Source organism: Burkholderia sp. WSM2232, from assembly GCF_000472545.1.
Lineage (GTDB): Bacteria > Pseudomonadota > Gammaproteobacteria > Burkholderiales > Burkholderiaceae > Paraburkholderia.
This window is the reverse complement of sequence record NZ_AWZV01000035.1, coordinates 40,544-58,867: the sequence shown is the minus strand read 5'-3', so window position 1 is coordinate 58,867 and position 18,324 is coordinate 40,544. Positions and strand designations below refer to the sequence as shown.

At 64.9% G+C, this 18,324-nt stretch carries 14 protein-coding genes; 6 read left to right on the top strand and 8 right to left on the bottom strand.

Annotated elements, in window-relative coordinates:
- Positions 1-471 precede the first annotated feature (471 nt).
- The 5 genes from F757_RS0126100 to F757_RS0126070 all read right to left on the bottom strand — a co-directional run bounded on the left by F757_RS0126100 (position 472) and on the right by F757_RS0126070 (position 7,147).
- Positions 472-2,187, bottom strand: coding sequence for an FAD-dependent oxidoreductase (locus F757_RS0126100; RefSeq protein ID WP_027213956.1), 1,716 nt, complete (start codon positions 2,185-2,187; stop codon positions 472-474).
- A gap of 85 nt (positions 2,188-2,272) precedes the next feature.
- Positions 2,273-3,265: a DedA family protein/thiosulfate sulfurtransferase GlpE gene (locus F757_RS0126095; protein WP_027213955.1), complete on the bottom strand. Its 993-nt coding sequence runs from the start codon at positions 3,263-3,265 to the stop codon at positions 2,273-2,275.
- Positions 3,266-3,626: 361 nt separating this feature from the next.
- Positions 3,627-3,878 (bottom strand): hypothetical protein, encoded by a 252-nt coding sequence (locus F757_RS0126085; RefSeq protein ID WP_013342140.1) that lies wholly within the window; start codon positions 3,876-3,878, stop codon positions 3,627-3,629.
- A 336-nt stretch (positions 3,879-4,214) separates the two neighbouring features.
- The gene (locus F757_RS0126080) at positions 4,215-4,817 is read right to left on the bottom strand and encodes a DinB family protein (RefSeq protein ID WP_035467467.1); all 603 of its coding nucleotides are present in this window, start codon (positions 4,815-4,817) and stop codon (positions 4,215-4,217) included.
- Between the two features lie 599 nt (positions 4,818-5,416).
- Positions 5,417-7,147, bottom strand: coding sequence for a methyl-accepting chemotaxis protein (locus F757_RS0126070; protein ID WP_027213952.1), 1,731 nt, complete (start codon positions 7,145-7,147; stop codon positions 5,417-5,419).
- Positions 7,148-7,437: 290 nt separating this feature from the next.
- Between F757_RS0126070 and F757_RS0126065 the strand changes: the two genes are divergently transcribed.
- The gene (locus F757_RS0126065; RefSeq protein ID WP_027213951.1) at positions 7,438-11,151 is read left to right on the top strand and encodes a response regulator; all 3,714 of its coding nucleotides are present in this window, start codon (positions 7,438-7,440) and stop codon (positions 11,149-11,151) included.
- A 21-nt stretch (positions 11,152-11,172) separates the two neighbouring features.
- Here F757_RS0126065 and F757_RS0126060 read toward each other — a convergent pair whose 3' ends face one another.
- Both F757_RS0126060 and F757_RS0126055 read right to left on the bottom strand, forming a co-directional pair.
- Positions 11,173-11,574, bottom strand: a complete 402-nt coding sequence (locus F757_RS0126060; RefSeq protein WP_027213950.1) for a RidA family protein — start codon at positions 11,572-11,574, stop codon at positions 11,173-11,175.
- Between the two features lie 100 nt (positions 11,575-11,674).
- Complete coding sequence (locus F757_RS0126055) at positions 11,675-13,075, bottom strand: GntP family permease (RefSeq protein WP_027213949.1); 1,401 nt, start codon at positions 13,073-13,075, stop codon at positions 11,675-11,677.
- A gap of 327 nt (positions 13,076-13,402) precedes the next feature.
- Here F757_RS0126055 and F757_RS0126050 point away from each other — a divergent pair, with 327 nt between their 5' ends.
- Together F757_RS0126050 and F757_RS0126045 are read left to right on the top strand one after the other, a co-directional pair.
- Positions 13,403-14,878, top strand: a complete 1,476-nt coding sequence (locus tag F757_RS0126050; RefSeq protein WP_027213948.1) for a sigma-54 interaction domain-containing protein — start codon at positions 13,403-13,405, stop codon at positions 14,876-14,878.
- Positions 14,879-14,967: 89 nt separating this feature from the next.
- Positions 14,968-15,228: a hypothetical protein gene (locus F757_RS0126045; protein ID WP_027213947.1), complete on the top strand. Its 261-nt coding sequence runs from the start codon at positions 14,968-14,970 to the stop codon at positions 15,226-15,228.
- Between the two features lie 253 nt (positions 15,229-15,481).
- Here the strand turns inward: F757_RS0126045 and F757_RS35920 are convergent, their stop codons facing one another.
- Positions 15,482-15,700: a hypothetical protein gene (locus F757_RS35920; RefSeq protein ID WP_156923735.1), complete on the bottom strand. Its 219-nt coding sequence runs from the start codon at positions 15,698-15,700 to the stop codon at positions 15,482-15,484.
- Positions 15,701-15,756: 56 nt separating this feature from the next.
- Between F757_RS35920 and F757_RS0126040 the strand changes: the two genes are divergently transcribed.
- From F757_RS0126040 to F757_RS0126030, 3 genes are all read left to right on the top strand, one after another.
- Positions 15,757-15,960, top strand: a complete 204-nt coding sequence (locus tag F757_RS0126040) for a hypothetical protein (protein ID WP_013342132.1) — start codon at positions 15,757-15,759, stop codon at positions 15,958-15,960.
- A 63-nt stretch (positions 15,961-16,023) separates the two neighbouring features.
- The gene (locus F757_RS0126035) at positions 16,024-17,223 is read left to right on the top strand and encodes a serine hydrolase domain-containing protein (protein WP_027213946.1); all 1,200 of its coding nucleotides are present in this window, start codon (positions 16,024-16,026) and stop codon (positions 17,221-17,223) included.
- A 129-nt stretch (positions 17,224-17,352) separates the two neighbouring features.
- Positions 17,353-17,643 carry an H-NS histone family protein gene (locus F757_RS0126030; protein WP_027213945.1) on the top strand — a complete coding sequence of 97 codons (291 nt, stop codon included), beginning with the start codon at positions 17,353-17,355 and terminating at the stop codon, positions 17,641-17,643.
- Positions 17,644-18,324: the final 681 nt, after the last annotated feature.

Genomic DNA, 18,324 nt, shown 5'->3' with positions numbered 1-18,324 from the left:
TTTTCTCCTGTGTCCAGCCATACGGTGACTGGTTTCGATCGTCAGCATTCGCTGTCGAATGGCTGACGTTCATATTACGAGGCAGAAAGAAAAGCAGGTGCAACCAGTTGCAGGTGTGTGTAACAGGGCATTACCCCGTGAGTGCGGCGATCCCGGCATATGAAAGCCGACGGGGTTTGCGGCTGCACGGCCGCGCCGCAGCCGTGCAGCCATGCGCGCCCGACCGCCAGCCCGCCACCGCGAGACCGCCACCGCGAGACCGCCACCGCGAGACCGCCACCGCGAGACCGCCACCGCGAGACCCGAGACCGCGAGACGCCCGACCGCCAGCCCGCCAGCCCGCCAGCCCGCCAGCCCGCCAGCCCGCCAGCCCGCCAGCCAGCCCGCCAGGCGTCGCCGTGCGGGAGCGCCGCCCCGACCACCGCCGCTCCCGCATGGCAACGGCAGCGGGAGCCCCACGTTCAAGCCAACTCAGGCCACGGAAGCAACCGCTTCTTCTGGGGAAAGTGCGAGCAGTTGGTGGATCTGCGCGACCACGGCAGCACCTTCGCCGACCGCCGCCGCCACGCGTTTGGTCGAACCCGCGCGCGCGTCGCCGATCGCATACACGCCCTTCACCGTGGTCGCGAGGTCGCACGCCGAGGCTCCCTCTGCGCCGGTGCCGGTGAGCACGAAGCCCTTGTCGTCCAGTTCGACGCCGCAGGTGCGCAGCCAGTCGGTGTTCGGGTCCGCGCCGGTGAAAAGGAACAGGTGCCGCGTGTCTATGCGGTCGGTGCCGTCGGGTAGCGGCTTTTTCAGCGCGACCGCCGCGAGGCCGCTCTCGTCCGCAACGAGCCGGCCGACTTCCGAATGCGGATGGACGATCACATTCGGCAACGAGCGGATGCGGTCAATCAGGTAGCGCGACATGGTCGCCTCGAAGCCGCTGCGCCGGATCAGTACGTGGACCTTCGCCGCGTGTGTCGCCAGATAGACGATAGCCTGTCCCGCCGAATTGCCGCCGCCCACCAGCACGACTTCCTGGCGCTTGCACAGCTTGGCTTCGACAGGCGACGCCCAGTAGTACACGCCGCGTCCTTCGAAACGGTCGAGTCCTTCGAGCGCCGGGCGCCGGTACACGGCGCCGCTTGCAATCACGATGGTGCGAGCGCTGATATGGCCGCCGCATTTCAGTTCAAGGCGGTACGGCGCCTCGCCGCAATGCAGCGCCTTCACGTTGACCGGAATCGCGACGTGCGCGCCGAACTTCTGCGCCTGCACGAACGCGCGGCCCGCCAGTGCCTGACCGGAGATGCCGGTCGGAAAGCCGAGATAGTTTTCGATTCGCGAGCTCGCGCCGGCCTGGCCGCCGGGCGCACGGCTGTCGAGCACGATCACCGAAAGACCTTCCGACGCCGCGTACACTGCAGTGGCGAGCCCGGCCGGTCCTGCGCCCACGATGGCGACGTCGTACACCATCGAGTCGTTCAGATCCGGCAGCAGACCCAGCGCGGTTGCCAGTTCGGGCATGCTCGGACGACGCAGCACCGAGCCGCCCGGGCAGATCACGAGCGGCATGTCTTCCGGCTGCGCGCCGAATTGCTCGACGAGACGCAGTGCTTCCTCGTCGCACTCGTCGATGGTGGAGTGCGGATGGCCATTGCGCGACAGGAAGCCCTGCAGCATGACGAGCCGCGCGTCGGTACTGCTGCCGATGAGGATCGGGCCGCCCGCGCCTTTTTCGATCAACGACACGCGCCGCAGAATCAGCGCGCGCATGATGCGCTCGCCGAGTTCCGCTTCAGCAACGAGCAGCGCGCGCAGCTTCTCCGGGGGAATCAGGAGCGCTTCGACATGGCTGAGCGCCATGCCGCTGACGAGCGCATGGCGTCCGGACAGTTGGCCGACCTCGGCAAGGAAATGCCCCGGTCCATGTTCGCCGATCACGACTTCGCGGCCGATACCGTCGCGTTGATAGATTTTCACGCGCCCTTCGAGCAGCACGAACATGCCCGGCCCCGTGTGGCCGGTCTCGAACAACAACTCGCCCGACTGCCATTTGCCCATTTCGCCGAACTTGCGCACGCGCTCGATCTCCGCCGCGGTGAGCGCGGGGAACATCTGATGCATGCGAGTGGACAGATTGGAGAAAGGCGCGTCGGCGACTACGGCCTCGGGCTGTACTTCGGGTTCTGCAGTGGAAAGCATCGAACCGCTCCTTCGGTGTTCATTGATTGACTGAACGAAGGCGCGACCACGCACGTCCGGCAGCGCGAACAGAGGCGCCGCGGCGTTAAACCGCTTTGGGCGCGATATGCTCGACGGCGGCTTCGGGCGGCGGCATGCCGGGCAGGGCCTCGACGGGCCGACCGGAGTCGCGCCAGGCTTCCATGCCGCCGCGCAACGGCAGCACATCGTCAAAGCCTGCTTCGTTCAACTGCTTGGCCATCCATGCGGCCGAAATTTCATTGGGACACGAACAGTAGATCACCAATTTCTGGTCACGCGGATAAGCAGCGACGATCTGGTCCAGTTGCCGTTCGTCGGCGAATTGCGAGCCCGGAATCACAAACGGGTCGAGCTTGCGTTTCTCGTGCGAGCGAATGTCGAACAGCACCGGCGTCTTGCCCGCGGCGACCAGCGCGGCGAGTTCGTCCACTTCCATACGCGCGGACGCGAGCTTGTTGATGAGCTGACGACGGCGAATCCAGCGGTACACCGCATACAACAGCAACAACGCGATCGCGACGGCGCCGGCTGTGCGCCCGAGCTGCCCCGCCGCAGCGAACACCATGTCGATCTGGTGCGCGAACAACGCACCGACGATCAGTCCGGTGCCCGACCACAACGCGGCACCAATGCTGTCGTAAGTGAGAAAAGTGCGGTAGCGCGTGCCCATGGCGCCCGCCATTGGAATCGACACGATCGACAAACCGGGGACGAACTTGGCGACGGCCAGCACGCGCACGCCCCAACGTCCGAAAAAACGCTCCGTTTTCTTGACGCAGGTGTCACGCGAAAGCGACAGCCGGCAGATGGTTTTCAGAGTGTTGCCGCCGTACACGCGGCCGGCCAGATACCAGGCGCTGTCTCCGATCAGCGTCGCGAATATGGACAGCACCAGCACCGGCAGCAATTGAGTGCCGACAGAGCCCGGATGCATTGCAGCCATCGCGCCGAACAACACGAGCGACGGCATGGCCGGCACGGGCAGCCCGATGGAGGCGGCGAGCACGTTGGCAAAAATGAGCGCCGGGCCGTATTGCTCGACGAGATCATGTAGCATCGACTTACATCCGCGGCCTTTTCAGGCCCGGTGCGCAGTAAAAGAGCAAAGGAGAATGGAGCGATTATGGACCATTTTCAAGGTATGCAAAGCCCTTGAAAATCAGCGGTTATTCGGGGTTGCGAGGTAAGCGCCGTTTGCCCGGCGGCCTGAGCGCGCAGGCCGCGGACAGCAACGCAGCGCAACCCGAACTGAATGAATAACACGTGAAGCTCACGAAGCCGCAATCGGCGCGGCAGTGAGGGTAACGGAAGCGGCGCGCGGCGAGTGCGACGGTTCACGCGGCGCTGTACCGCGCTCATTGCACCCACCGCGTTCACTGCATGGTGGCGCCCGTGCCTTTTTCCGCTACCGGTTGCAGTTACTGACGATGGTTGTGCTGTTCGCCCGGCAACTCGGCGCCGTGCGCGCGAATCGCGGCAATCAGCTCGGCCGGCGTGATCTCGTAGCGCACTTCCCGATGTATGCCTGGCTTGCGCTCATCGACCTCGATCAGCAGGATGCCTTTGCCGTCTTCTGTCGACTCGAGGCGCAGCGTGCGCAGTTCGCGCCCGGTTGCGTCGTCGTATTCGGTGAGCAGGGCCATTGACCCGGAGGACCCGGTAGTGCGCATCGAAGTTGTCCTTGTTCCGTTGTTGATCGAATCATTGTACGGGCAGCATGGCGCGCCGTCTGTCGCGCAAAGTTGACGCTTGAGCGATAGACCGACGCCGCGACGGCGGCCCTCAGCGCATTGAGTTTAACGCGACTCGTCGCCACGACGGCTGCATTTTTCCTGCCCCGTGGCGGTGCAGCCGTTGTTCGCAACTGTCACGCGCGTGACGTGCGGTAGGGATAGACGCAGTGGGCGGGCGAGTGCACCGTGATCGGCAAAAACGCCCGATGCGAGGGGCGCGCAAGAAGCGGTGCGCATCGAAAGGCCATGCGCGGCGCCGCCTGGCGCGCGATGCTATTGTGGGTGGTTGCGCTCTGCGCGCAAGCGCTCCAGTTCGCGCATCTCCTCGCCGCGCAAAGGCGCGTCGCCGTCAAGAAAGAATTCGTCCAGCTGCGGCGGCGCGATGGCGGTGCCGCTCAACATCGCATGAACCTGCCCGCGATGGTGAAGCTGGTGCACGAACAGATGCGGCAACACCTTGCCGACGCTCTCGCGCTGCACGCCGACCGCAGGCCCGCGATCGATCCGCACCTCGCGCTGCAAGTCGTCGCTCGCGAGGGATTCACAGAAGACAAGCAACTCCTGATCGCTGTGCGCCTGGGCATGCCACAGTTGCTCCGCACTCGAATAGGGCACTTCGTCGTCGAAAATCGCAAGGCCTTGGCCGCCGTCGATGAGCGCGTCGAAGTAGTAGCGATCCACCAGCAAGATGTGATTCAACGTGAGTTGCAACGACGGAAAGAAGCTCACCCTGCGCGCTGCGAACGCTTCGTCGGTCAAATTCAGGCACGCGCGATAAAGGCGCAAATTCGACCACGCGTTGTTGCGCGCCATCGCGGTGAAATGCGCACACAAGGCATCGCGCGGTGCGGTGCCTCGCGAATCGGAAGAAGTCATGTGGGCCTCCATGAATACTGCCGCGCGTGAGTCGGCGAGCGTGAGTTTGCGCGCATAAACCGCCGCATGCCCGCAACGCGTAGTCGGTGCGCTCAAACCGCCGTATGTCGGAACGCATAGGCGGCGCGCATAAACCGCCGAAGTCCGGACAGCGTCGTGCCGCTCTTACATCGCCGCATGGCGCGACGCATACTCTGCGCGCATAAGTCCTCGCGCTTCAGACACATCGCCGTGGCCGCGCCAAGCCTCCGCGCTCCAGACAGCGCCGTGGCCGCGCCAAACCTCTGTATTCCTGACACGGTCGTGGCCGCGCCAAGCCTCCGCGCTCCAAACAGCGCCGTGGCCGCGCCAAACCTCTCTATTCCTGACACCGTCGTGGCCGCGCCAAGCCTCCGCATTCCAGACATCGCCGTGGCCGCGCCAAACCTCCGCGCTCCAGACAGCATAGTCGGCGCACAAAAAAACGGCCCGTCTGCCTGGACGGGCCGCTGAACGCCGTTGTTACTCGGGTCAGTCTGCCCCTTACATCCATTGGGCACTGACGCTTGCATCGTGAGGCGTCAATACGTTGCTGTCGAGGTGGGAGTAATGCCGATCTTTCAGACCAATGCGTCCTCGTCCTGTCCGAGTGCCTGAACGTCGTCAGCACCGCGTGCAGATTGCCGGGGCGCGCTTGCCGGGACATCCGGTCCGGCGTCGGCTGAAGCCCGGCGACGGGCCGGCGCAGCGGCATGCGAGGCAGAGAAAGAGGCAGAGGCCGGCGCCGCCGCCGGCTCTGCCACGGTGAACAGGCGCACCGCCTCGCTGAGCACATCGGCTTGCGTGGCCAGACGCTGCGCCGTTGCCGCCGCCTGCTCGACGAGCGCGGCATTCTGCTGCGTGGCGCCGTCCAGATGCGACACTGCCTGGTTCACCTGGCGAATGCCCTCGGCCTGTTCGCTGCTTGCGTTCGCCACTTCCACGATGATTGACGACACGCGTTCGACCGCTTCGTCGATGGCACGCATTTGCGAGGTCGTGCGGGTGACCAGTTCGGTGCCCGTCGCAACCTCGGCGGCGCTTGCTTCGACAACCGACTTGATTTCCTTCGACGACGCCGCGCAACGTTGCGCGAGCATCCGCACTTCGCCTGCGACCACGGCGAACGAGCGGCCCGCTTCGCCCGCGCGCGCCGCTTCGACCGCGGCGTTCAGCGCAAGAATGTTGGTCTGGAAAGCGATGCCATCGATCACGCCAGTGATATCGGCGATACGTCGCGAGGCGGCTGTAATGCCGGCCATGGTCTGCTCGACCTGACCGGCGATCCTGCCGCCCTCCGCCGCGGCGGCCTGAGCGTCTTTCGCGAGATCGAGCGCGCGCACACTGGCGTCTGCGTTCGCTTGCACGGTGGTGGTCAGCTGTTCCATCGTCGCGGCGGTTTCCTCCAGCGAGGCCGCCTGCAATTCCGTGCGGCGCGCAAGGTCCACGTTGCCGCTCGAAATTTCGCGCGCGTTGTCCAGCATGCCGTTGATCTGCTCGCGCACGTCGTAGACGATCGCTGCCAGGTTGGCCTTCAACTGATTCAGTGCTTGCAGTACGTCGCCCAGATCGTCATGACGCGCGACTTGCAGATCGACGGTCAGGTCGCCGGCGGCGAGGCGGGTGGCGAAGCCGCGCATGTCATGCACCGGTGCGCCGACGTGCTTTGTTAGCAGGCACCACGAAACGAAACTAACGGCGCTTGCCGCGGCGAACGCGATCCAGAACTGCGTAGGCGGCGCACCTTGCCACGCGGCGAGGCCAGTCGCTGCGAGCGCGACCGGCGTGAGCGCATAGCCGCCAGCGGCGCGCGTCGCCACGGGCAGACGCGTCAGCGCCTGCAGACGCCCGCGCAGCCCGGTGCGTACCACGACGCCGCGCAGCAGCTTCACGCCGCGCGCTTCGCCCGCCCGCATGCGGGCGTACAAGGCTTCGGCGGCGCGCACCGCGTCGCGGGCGGGCTTGATACGCACGCTCAGATAACCGACCACAACGCCTTGCTTTACCACTGGCGTCACGTTCGCTTGAACCCAGTAATGGTCGCCGTTCTTGCGGCGATTCTTAACGAGGGCAGTCCACGGACGGCCATCGCGAATCGTGGCCCACATATCCGCAAAGGCTTCGCGCGGCATGTCCGGATGGCGGATCAGGTTGTGCGGCTGGCCGATGAGCTCGTCGTGCGTAAAGCCCGACACGGCGACAAAGGCCGGATTGCAGTACTCGATGCGGCCGGTCAGGTCGGTCGCCGAAACAAGCATTTGTGACGCGGGGAATTCGTACTCGTGCCCGGTGACAGGCTGGTTATTGCGCATGGCTTTCCTTGCTGTACTGTCGCCGCGCAGGGCGCGGTCTTACGTCGTTGCAAGGAATAACGGCATTGGCCCTGATGTCTTGAGGGATTCCCACCATTCCACTCAGGTTTATATGCGCCCGCGCCGTTAACGCAGGGTTCGGGTGAGTTGGCGCCGGAGCTGATTTACCAGTGCCGGATGCATCGCGCGGCACCTTCAAAACGACTACACTGCGCCGATGTAGGCCAGCAGACGTGGTTCGCCGGAAATCGCAGCGGTCTGCCTGCGGGAAGCGCAACATACTCGAGCCGATGCAAAAAATCCTTGATCGTACTCAAGAGTCACTCGCTCAAGCGTTTGCCTCGCTCGCAAAAAATTCGAAACGCCAGCAGCGGGTTTATCTCGCGACAATCGGCCTCCTGATGCTGATGGTGGTGGTCTTCGCGCTCGTGCTGGCGGTGGTTGCTGCGTTCAAGCAGCTCGAATACCGCCGTTCCTACGCCTCGCAGAATGCCACCGACCTGTCGCTGCTGCTGCATCGCGAAGAGTCGTTCCTGCGGCGCGCCGAATTCACCCTCGACTATTACTACAGCGCGACCGACGTGCGGCGCGCGCCCGAAGCGGTGGAGCAATCCATCGCGCAGAGCGGCGTGGCGCGCGGCAAGGTGGATCGGGTTGATGCGGACTTCGACATCCTGGTTGGACCGGCCACGCGCGCCGCCTGGGGCACGCCATCCGGCGACAAACTCGGGCGGCTCTACGAAGCGGCGCAATCCACGCTGGTGACGCAGCAGGCGTTCGAACTCGCGCAGCGCTCAACGCTGATCGGACTCGATGACGATTACGCCGTGCTTCTGCCTTCGCTCGCGGGGTCCGCGACGGATGCCGCCGCCGGAGCAACCCATCTCGCTACGTCTGCGTCGCAGGTGGAGGTCATCGCCAGGTTGCGCGAGGCGATCGAGCGCGAACTGCAGGCGCAAACGGGCAAGCGGGTGCCGGCTAAGGGCGAGCGCGTGTGGGTAGGGCCTTATCGCGACCCACTGGGCAACGCGCAGGTGATCTCCGCAGTGAGCGCGTATTACCAGGGGAACACGCCCGTCGCGCTGATCAGCGCAAGCATTCCGCTCGATGTGCTCGCCGCGCGCATCGCGCCGCCAGGCGGTGCGGGCATGACGCTGCTGATGTCGCCTGAGCGCCGCACCCTCGTGTCTTCGGCGGCACTCGACGCGCGAACCAGCGCCATGCTGCAACAGACGGTGGCCGCATCTGCGCCGCACGCTTTCCACTTCGGCCCGGAAGGGGCGGTTTTCCAGGAGCCGTTGATGCCCGGCTTCGGCTCGCTCGTCGGCTATGTGCCTTGGGGCGCGCTGGCGGCGGCGCTCGGCTGGCAACTGGGCGTGATCGGCGGACTTGCGTTGCTGGTGCTGCTCGCAATTGCGCTGACGGCGCGCTTTTTCGGACTGCGGCTTTTGCGCAGTGCGTTCGCCGAGACAACGCGCGCGCTGGAAAGCGAGACGCTCAATCACATCCTGGTGAGCGCGACGCCGATCGGGCTGTGCATCGTCCGGCGAAGCGATTATTCGATATTGACCGCGAACGCGCTCGCGCTCGAGCTGCTGCATATCGAGCCGGGCACGAGCCGCCTGCCGTCGCATATTGCCGCCGAGTTCCTTGCCGAGGCGCCGCATCAGGATTCGGCCGCGGCGTTTGCGCGGGTGGCTGCGTTTGTCGCGCCGGCTGAGTCGCTGCAGCCGGCGCATGCCGCGACCGCCCAATCTGGCGACGCTTCGACCTCGGCTGAAGCCGGCGCGCAGCCTGCCCAGTTCCTGCAGTTCACCTACGCACCCGCGCGCTATGCGGGCGAGGACGTGTTGTTCTGCGCGGTGCTCGACGTGACTGCTCAGCACACGCTCGAGCAACAGTTGCGGCACGCGCAGCAGACATCGGAAGCGATGATGCGTGCGCGCACGAATTTCTTTGCGGCGATGAGCCACGAAATCCGCACGCCATTGAACGCGCTGCTCGGCAACCTGGAGCTGTTCGCGCGCACGCCCGGGCTCGAGGCGCATAGCCAGCGGCTTGCCAGTCTGAACGTGGCGGGCGATGCGTTGCGCCGTGTCGTGAACGACATTCTCGATTTCTCCAAGATCGATGCGGGCGAAATGCTGCTGGTGCGCGAACCGTTTGCGCTGCTCGACGCGTTCGAGAACATTGCGCTTTCGTATGCGTCGATGGCCGGCGATCGACCCGTGCGCTTCTATTCGCTGCTGTCGCCGACGCTGGATCGCACTGTGGTGGGCGACAGGCTGCGCATCGCGCAGGTCATCAACAATCTGTTGAGCAATGCGTTCAAGTTCACGTCGAGCGGCAAGATCACGCTGCAGGCGGAAGTCGTCGGCAATGCGGAGGGTGAGCCGGTTTTGCACTGCCGCGTGTCCGATTCGGGGCCCGGCATGAGCGACGAGCTGGTCGCGCGCCTGTTCAAGCCGTTCGTGCAAGGTGAGGCGGGCGTGTCGCGCGGCGCGGAAAGCACCGGCCTCGGGCTCGTGATCTGCGCGCGCCTGTGCGAACTGATGGGCGGCGCGATTTCGGCGGACAGCGTGGTGGGCGTGGGCAGCGTGTTCAATGTATCGATTCCGCTCGCCGCGACACCGGACGAGCGGCCGGCGCAGCCGCAGCGAGCGGACCGCGGACCGCTCCTCGCGCTGTTCCACGACCGCCAGGTCGTCGATCTGCTTGGCCGCTGGCTCGAACATTTCGGCTGGACCGCCCACGTCGTGTCCACGTTGGCGGACGCGCAGGCGTGGTTGCGGGTCAACCGGCCGAAGGCGCTGATCGTGTCGGGCGCCTACGATCTCGCTACGATTGCTGGCTTGCGTGCGTTGCAGCGGGTGGGCGTCGTCTGGATCACGCGAGAGGGGCCGCATCGGCCGCAGGCGCGCGGCGAGGGCGTGCTCGAGGTAACCGAATTCAGCGGGACGGCAGTCCGCACGGCTATCGAGCTGGCCGCTGAAGGCATGCCGGTTGCCGCCCCTGCATGCGCGGCGTCTGACGCGCAGCCTGGCGCGGTCCCTGCGCTAGCCGCGCCTCCCGCATTGCAGGGGCTTGCGGTTCTCGTCGCTGAAGATAATCCGCTGATACAAAGTCTGATCGCCGAACAGCTTGCCACGCTCGGTTGCGCGCCGACCGTCGCGGCGGACGGCGCGCAGGCGCTCAGCCTCTTTCAGTCGACGCGGTTCGACGTCGTGCTCACCGATATCCACATGCCGGACATGGACGGTTACGGACTCCTCGCCGCGCTGCGCAAGCGCGACGCGCAGGTGCCGGTGCTTGCGTTCAGCGCGGTAGCCGAAAATCACGAGGCGCAGAGCTGGCTCGAGCGTGGCTTTAGCGGCCATGTGTCGAAGCCTGCTTCGTTGGGCGAACTGGAGGCCGCGTTGGTTGCGGTAGCGCCTGCGATGGAAGACCGGGTTGTTCGAGCAGGCGCGACAGAGGGGACGACAGAAGGAGCAACAGCGGTTGCGACGGCGGGTGCCAGAGCGAGTGCTGCAGCGGTTGCCACAGCAGGCGCCGCAGCGCCCGGCGTCATCCACGCCGCCGCGTCCGGCGCCATGCCTCGCGCCGACCATGCCGACCACGCCGCCGCGCCCGAGCCCGCGTCCCGGTCCACATCCACACTGCCATCCACGGCGGCGGCATCCACTCCGCCCGCCAAACCCGCCCCGCTCGCCGCCGACGACAAAGCCCGCTACACAGCCATGCTCAAGGAGCATTTGCGCAACGATCTGCCACGGCTTCTCGCCATCGTCGACGAAGAAGACCGGGAGGCGCTGGCCGGCTGGGCGCATAGCGCGAGCGGCGCATTTGTCATCGTGCAGGAGCCGAGGTTCGTCGAAGAGTGCAGGCAGTTGCAACGGCTATGCAACGACAGCGAACGCTGGACCACCGAAATGGACGAGCGCGCCATTTCGCTGCACGACGCCTTGTGCGACCACTATGGAATGGACGAAGAGTCGGCGCATTGAACCGCGCCCCACGCGCCGCGCTTAGCCGGGCCGCCGCGCGATGAAGTCGATTTCCACCAGCGCGTCGCGCGCCAATGCAGTCACGCCGATGCAGGTTCGCGCAGGCAGGGCGTCGGCGGGAAAGTACGCGCGGTAGATTTCGTTCATCGCCGCATAGTCGCGCTTGAACTCGGTCAGGAAAATGCGCACGGCGACCACGTGTTGCAGGCCGAGACCGAGGCCATTCAGCACGAGCATGAGGTTGTCCATCACGCGTTTCGTCTGCGCGACCACGCCTTCGGGAAGCGGTGCGGCGTCGTCGGTAGGCGAGGTCGGCATCTGGCCGGTGAGGAACACCCAGCCGTCGGCTTCGGTGGCGTGTGAGAAGGGGCCGACCGGCGTGGGGGCGCCGGGGATCATCCAGAAAGCGGGGGTCGGGCTCATGGAGCGTGCACCTCAAGGCTGCGAGTGTCGGGTGCACACCATAACCGGTCAAAAGTGGCGATGCCGGCGCGCCGACCGGCATCGTGCTCCGCAACCCGTTTTAAACCAGCCCGGTCGCGTAATAAACGCCGATCACGAAGAACACCGCCAGCGTCTTGATGACAGTGACCGCGAAAATGTCGCGATACGACTGACGGTGCGTGAGTCCGGTCACGGCCAGCAACGTGATCACCGCGCCGTTGTGCGGCAGCGTGTCCATGCCGCCGCTCGCCATGGCGACCACGCGGTGCAGTACTTCCATCGGAATGTGCGCGGCTTCGGCGCCCTTGATGAACACGTCCGACATGGCCGCGAGCGCGATGCTCATGCCGCCCGACGCGGAGCCGGTAATGCCCGCCAGCGAACTGACCGACACGGCTGCGTTGACAAGCGGATTCGGAATGCTCTTGAGCGCGTCGCTGACCACGAGAAAGCCAGGCAATGCAGCGATGACACCGCCGAAACCATATTCCGACGCCGTGTTGAGCGACGCCAGCAGCGCGCCCGCCACGGCTGCCTTGGTGCCGATTGCAAAGCGCTCGCGCACGCGACCGAAGGCAGTCAGCACGACGAGGACGATGCCGAGCAGAAGCGCGCCTTCGACAGCCCAGATGGCAACCACGGTCTTGATCGTCGTGGTGAGCGGTGCGTGGACGCCCGGCAGGATATCCGGCGCGACGGTGTACGAGGTGCCGTACGCGGTCGGGATCCAGCGGGTCAGCGCGAAATTTGCGACGCCCACCAGCACGAGCGGCGCGATGGCCAGCAGCGGATGCGGCAGTTGCTTCGACTCCACACGCTCCGGCTCGTTGACGAGCTCCGTGCCGTAGCCCTCGCCCGCCGCCATTGCGGCGCGACGGCGCCACTCGAGATAGCTCAGACCGACCACGATGATGAACAGCGAACCGATCACGCCGAGCGCGGGCGCAGCCCACGACGTCGTCTTGAAGAACGTCGTCGGGATGATGTTCTGGATCTGCGGCGTGCCCGGCAGGGAATCCATCGTGAACGAGAATGCGCCGAGTGCGATGGCGCCCGGCATCAGCCGCTTGGGAATATTGCTCTGCCGATACAGCTCGGCCGCGAACGGATACACCGCGAACACCACGACGAACAGGGAGACGCCGCCGTAGGTGAGCAGCGCGCACACCGCGACGATCACCGCATTGGCGCGCGAACGGCCAATGTAGCGAATTGCGGCTGCCACGATCGACTCAGAGAAGCCGGACAGTTCGATGACCTTACCGAACACGGCGCCCAGCAGAAACACCGGGAAATACAGTTTGACGAAGCCGACCATCTTCTCCATGAAGATGCCGGTGAATACGGGCGCGACGGCGGCCGGGTCGACCAGCAGGACGGCGGCCAGCGCGGCGATAGGCGCGAAGAGAATAACGCTGTAGCCGCGATAGGCGGCGAACATCAGAAACGCCAGCGCGGCAAGGACGATAACAAAGGACATTGAGTCTCCGGAAACTTGGTTTGTTCTACGTGTGCGCCGTCTCCAGCTAGCGACGGCATGGCGCCCGCGAACGCAGGTTCCATGCCATGCGAGCCGCAACGGCTAGCGCGCGGGGCGCGCCGGGCCAAAGCGGACAAAAGCCGGAGAACAGGGTGCTGCTGATTGTACCGAAACGTCTCCAATCGGGGACGCGAATCGTGCGATGTTTGTAGCTGTCAGGGTAAAACCCTTGTCGCGCCAGGTTGTCCGCGATCTCCCTAATGAGATAAGCTTGTCTACGATAAGAGACGAGCGGCAAGTAGAACGATAGACGGAGACAGCGACAAGATGATGAACGACTGGGCGGGACTTCCCGCCACCTATAGCGACGTGCTCCGCCGCGCAATGGACTCGCTTTTTCGCACTTTCGAAAACTTCAGCGAAGGCACCTTTATTGTCGACGCCGAAGCGCGCGTCGTCTGGATCAACAAGCGCTACGCGGCGCGCTTTGGTTTTGCCGACCCGCAGCAGGCCATCGGCCGCGACTGCGAAGCGGTCATTCCCAACAGCCTGATGCGCGAGGTCGTGAAGACCGGCAAGCCGATCCTGCTCGACATTCTGGAGACGGACCGAGAGCCACTCGTCGTCACGCGACTGCCATTGAAGGACGATTCCGGCGAGACGGTCGGCGCAGTCGGTTTCGCGCTGTTCGACGAACTGAAGGCGCTCACGCCGCTCTTTTCGCATTACTCACGCGTGCAGGAAGAATTGATCGCGACGCGTCAGTCGCTCGCGCAGGCCCGGCGGGCCAAATACACGTTCGGCAGCTTTGTCGGCACCAGCGCGGCGAGCCTGGAGGTGAAGCGCCAGGCGCGCCGCGCCGCACAGCTGGAATCGCCGGTGCTTCTGCTCGGCGAAACCGGCACGGGCAAAGAACTGCTCGCGCACGCGATTCACGGCGGCTCGGCACGCGCGAACCAGCCGCTCGTAACGGTGAACGTGGCGGCGATTCCGGACACGCTGCTGGAAGTCGAGTTCTTCGGCGCTGCGCCTGGCGCGTACACGGGCGCGGACCGCAAGGGGCGCGTCGGCAAGTTCGAACTGGCGAACGGCGGCACGCTCTTTCTCGACGAGATCGGCGATATGCCGTTGCCTTTGCAGGGCAAGCTGTTGCGCGTGTTGCAGGACAAGGAGTTCGAGCCGCTCGGCTCGAACCGGATCGTGCGCGCGGATGTGCGGATCATCGCCGCGACTTCGGCGGATCTGCCCGCGCTCGTCGCGGCGGGACGCTTTCGCGCGGATCTGTTCTACCGCCTGAACGTGCTGACCCTCCACGCGCCCCCGTTGCGCGAGCGCGCGTCCGACATCGAGGCGCTTGCGTATGCCATGCTCGAGGATCTGTCGAGTCAGACACGCAGTGGCAGCCACTACGAATTGCAGGACGACGCATTGCGCCTGCTGTGCTCCTATGCGTGGCCCGGCAACGTGCGGGAATTGCGCAATACGCTGGAGCGCGCCGTCATGCTGTCGGACAGCGAGCGCATCGACGCGCGCGCGCTCGCGCCCTTCATCGGTTCGGGGCAGGCGAGCGGCGGGCTCGGCGCGCAGCTTCCCGCGTCGGGCGGCAAGCCGCCGGCGGCCGCTGCCACCGATACAGCCGCGCAGCCGCTGTCTTGGAGCGACGCAATGGCGGCGTTCGAAAAACGCTTCTTGAGCGATGCGCTGCGCGCGAACGGCGGCCGTGTGATCGAGACCGCCGCGCAAATCGGCATGGGGCGGGCGACGCTCTACAAGAAGATCGCGGCGCACGGCATCGAGGTTTGAGCGAACCCGCTCTGCCGCGGGGGCACGCAGTGTAAGAGTCGCGTGGCACAATCGCGTGATCGAAAAACAAGACGTGATCGGGGTTTCACATGAACCGGAGCTTCTCTTTGCTTGCGCGCCGTGCCTACGCCATGCTGGTGGTCGCGGGCTGCGTCACGCTGGCCGGCTGCGGCAGCAGCGCGCCGCTCTTTCTGTCGGATGGCCGTCCGACTACGCTCGTCGAATGTCCCGCAGGTTCCGACTCCTGCGCGCAGCAGGCCGCCGCAAGCTGCGGCGGCGCATTCGACACGGTGCGCCGCTCCACGAGCAACGGCACGCTTAGCCTGATCTACGCCTGCCGGGCCAAATGAGTCAGCCGGCGCGCTGCGTCCTGCGCGCCGCCCCGACAGCCGCTGTCTTTTCGACGGCAAAGCGCCCGCTTTCGGTTTTAATCGCGGCTTCGACGGGAATTTCGACTCGACTCGCGCCCTATGCGCCTCATCATTGGCGCCGACAGCCGCAATTCCGATAAGTGCAGCAGCGTCATAAATATGTGCGTCTAATGCGCTCTGACGGCGAATAGCACGACTATGCGAATTGCATATTAGAGCGATGTTACGCGATTTATTCCAAACGGATCGACAGCGATAAAAAGTCACGGTATTTTTCCGCACTGGAGTGAAGTCGGTGCGCCAGGCAACGGAACGTGAAATCCCGCAGCAGTATTCTTTTTTCACAGGTTCGGTAGCGCATGCGATCAGCAGCTTTTGCCGGATAGCCGAGGCCGCCGGCAGAAGCGGGAAGAACTTTCCGATCGAAAAAACCGTCGGGTAAGAACGGCACGACCAGTGCAACAGGTTGCGTTTCGAATTAAGTCAACGAGTATTCCGGGGAAAAGAATGAATCACCACCAACTCGAAAAAGACATCCAACATCTCGAACACGTCATTTCGCACATTTCAGCTGAAGACCGTATACCGCTGTCGTATTGGCGCAATCGAATCGATTCCGTTTCCGGTGCGGTTCGTATGCCGACGCAGGTCAATCGCATCAAGCGTTTGAATGCGGCGCTGGCGGCTCTTGAAGAGAGGCAGAAAGACTGACGCGGGCGGGGGCCACTGCTTTATCACTTCCATCGACTACGCCACGCCGGGACACGCATCGACATGCAAGTAGCGGGATTTTCATCGGCCCGGCTCGCGGCCCTGACGAGGACTTTGCAGGACTACGTGCAGCGGGGCGATGTGTCCGGCGTGGTGGCGCTCGTGTGGCGGCGCGGCGCAACCGGCTACTTCGAGGCGCTCGGCCTGCGCGACGAGGCGGGGCAGTTGCCGATGGAGCGTGACACGCTGTTTCGCATTGCGTCGATGACCAAGCCGGTGACGAGCGCCGCCATCCTGATGCTGGTGGAGGAAGACCGGCTCGCGCTCGACACGCCGATCGCGCAGTGGCTGCCGGAGCTCGCCGCACCGCGCGTGTTGCGCGACCCCGGCGGCCCGCTCGACGAAACCGATGCGGTGCGAACGCCGCTCACCGTGCTCGACCTGCTCACGCACCGCGCCGGCTTCGCTTATCACTTCACCGCGACGGGGCCGCTCGCGCAAGCGTACGCGGCCGCTTTCAACGGCCTTGACTCGCACGGCGATGTTGACGCCTGGCTCGCGCGCATCGCCGAATTGCCGTTGATGTTTCAGCCTGGCTCGCGCTGGCACTACGGCATTGCCACCGACGTGCTGGGCGCGCTGATCACGAGAGTGTCCGGCATGTCGTTGGGCGAATTTTTCCGCACGCGGATCTTCGAGCCGCTCGGCATGCGCGACGCCGCATTCTGGGTGCCCGAGCCGCAGCTCGCGCGGCTAGCCACGGCGTATGGCGTGGATGCCGGCACGCGGCGGCGCGTGGTGGAGGATCACGCGTCGTCGAGCCGTTGGGCGAATCCGGCGCGTTTTCAGAGCGGCGGCGGCGGGCTCGTTTCCACTGCAGAGGACTACCTGCAGTTCGCGCAGCTGCTGTTGCGGCGGGGACGCGTCGGGGACACGCGCCTGCTGTCGCATCGCTCGGTCGATTTGATGCGCTCGAACTTCCTGACGCGTGACCAGCGGCGCCTGCCGGCTTTCGGTCATGTGATGTGGGCGGGACAGGGGTTCGGCCTGGGCCTCTCCATCGTCGACGACCCGGCGCAGCAGTTGCCGCAGGGCTATCGCTCGGTAGGCTCGTTCGGCTGGCCCGGTGCCTTCGGCACAAGCTGGTTTGCCGATCCGGTGGAAGATGTGATCGGACTCATGCTGATCCAGCGCCGCTCAATCGAGCCGTTTCCCATGGCAGTCGACTTCGAGCGCCGCGTGTACGATGCAATCGACGATTGAATGCGCGCGTGTCGTCGGCCTCGCTGCTGTTCTTTCAGGCGTCGCACTTTGACAGGCTGTCTATCCGGCGTTTTATTTGTCTGGTAGCGTCCGCAGTTCGGTTCGCCACAATCATTCGGAGCATCTGTCATGGCCTCATACAAGCAGTTGACCGCTCAGTTGGAAAAGCTTCACAAAGAGGTGGCGGCGGCCCGCGAAAAGGAGATCGCGCAGGCGATCGCCGACATCAGGCAGAAGATTGCCGAATACGATCTAACCGCCGAGGAACTCGGTTTTGCGAAAACTCGCCCGGCGGCGCGTAAAGGCGCCGCGGTCGCCAAGTATCGCAATCCTAAAACCGGCGAGACCTGGAGCGGCCGTGGCCGCTCGCCGGCCTGGCTTGCCGGCAAGAATCGCGATCGTTTTCTGATTGAAGCGTAGGGTGGGGCGGTGCGCCTTCGTACGCATGCGCTTGCACTTGCGCGCCGCGTCACGGGAAGCTCATAAACGGTGATGCTGTGAGCGGTTCTTTTCGCACCGCTCAGCAGTTCCCGAAAACGCTCACCTTTCGAAGCAGTCGGCACTGATTGCCTAAAAGCGAAGCGTCGTTGCGTCGACGTCCCAGTTTGCTTCGGTGAACCTGGCTTCGACGCTGCCCGCACCCCAAGTGTGGTGAGCCCATCAGAGTCTATGCGTCTCACCAATGCGCCGCTCAGCCGCGCCAGCCTTTGCTGGCGGGCATTCCCAGGCTGTACGAAGAATCGGACAGGGCTCGCCGACGCGCAAGTCATCGCTTCAAGACATGCGCCCGCAGCGGACCACGGCGTCGTGCAGGTGCGAGAAGCGCCTCGGCCGTGCTCACCTTTCGCTGTGCTACACACATTTGACGCGCCGAGTCCCGAAAACGCTCACCTTTGCATGCGTCGCGCTTGCCCGGCCCCTGCGTCTTTGTGCCCGTGTGGAGAAATCCGGAGTTGAGTTCGCCTCGTATCCAGTATCAAAACTCTTCGCGAGGCAGTGCCAGGCGCTGGATGCCACCACCCGTCATCGCATTTCACGCCACGGCAGAGCCTTAGGTGCGCCGCCCCCGCGTCGGCGGCTTTCCCACGTCCGCGCTCCCGG

What these genes read in the sequence shown, in the direction of transcription:
- F757_RS0126065 (WP_027213951.1), top strand. Translation starts at nt 7,438, where the DNA reads ATGCAAAAAATCCTTGATCGTACTCAAGAGTCACTCGCTCAAGCGTTT.
- F757_RS0126030 (WP_027213945.1), top strand. Translation starts at nt 17,353, where the DNA reads ATGGCCTCATACAAGCAGTTGACCGCTCAGTTGGAAAAGCTTCACAAA.
- F757_RS0126095 (WP_027213955.1), bottom strand. Translation starts at nt 3,265, where the DNA reads ATGCTACATGATCTCGTCGAGCAATACGGCCCGGCGCTCATTTTTGCC.
- F757_RS0126040 (WP_013342132.1), top strand. Translation starts at nt 15,757, where the DNA reads ATGAATCACCACCAACTCGAAAAAGACATCCAACATCTCGAACACGTC.
- F757_RS0126050 (WP_027213948.1), top strand. Translation starts at nt 13,403, where the DNA reads ATGATGAACGACTGGGCGGGACTTCCCGCCACCTATAGCGACGTGCTC.
- F757_RS0126100 (WP_027213956.1), bottom strand. Translation starts at nt 2,187, where the DNA reads ATGCTTTCCACTGCAGAACCCGAAGTACAGCCCGAGGCCGTAGTCGCC.
- F757_RS0126085 (WP_013342140.1), bottom strand. Translation starts at nt 3,878, where the DNA reads ATGCGCACTACCGGGTCCTCCGGGTCAATGGCCCTGCTCACCGAATAC.
- F757_RS0126070 (WP_027213952.1), bottom strand. Translation starts at nt 7,147, where the DNA reads ATGCGCAATAACCAGCCTGTCACCGGGCACGAGTACGAATTCCCCGCG.
- F757_RS0126060 (WP_027213950.1), bottom strand. Translation starts at nt 11,574, where the DNA reads ATGAGCCCGACCCCCGCTTTCTGGATGATCCCCGGCGCCCCCACGCCG.
- F757_RS0126035 (WP_027213946.1), top strand. Translation starts at nt 16,024, where the DNA reads ATGCAAGTAGCGGGATTTTCATCGGCCCGGCTCGCGGCCCTGACGAGG.
- F757_RS0126045 (WP_027213947.1), top strand. Translation starts at nt 14,968, where the DNA reads ATGAACCGGAGCTTCTCTTTGCTTGCGCGCCGTGCCTACGCCATGCTG.
- F757_RS0126080 (WP_035467467.1), bottom strand. Translation starts at nt 4,817, where the DNA reads ATGACTTCTTCCGATTCGCGAGGCACCGCACCGCGCGATGCCTTGTGT.
- F757_RS0126055 (WP_027213949.1), bottom strand. Translation starts at nt 13,075, where the DNA reads ATGTCCTTTGTTATCGTCCTTGCCGCGCTGGCGTTTCTGATGTTCGCC.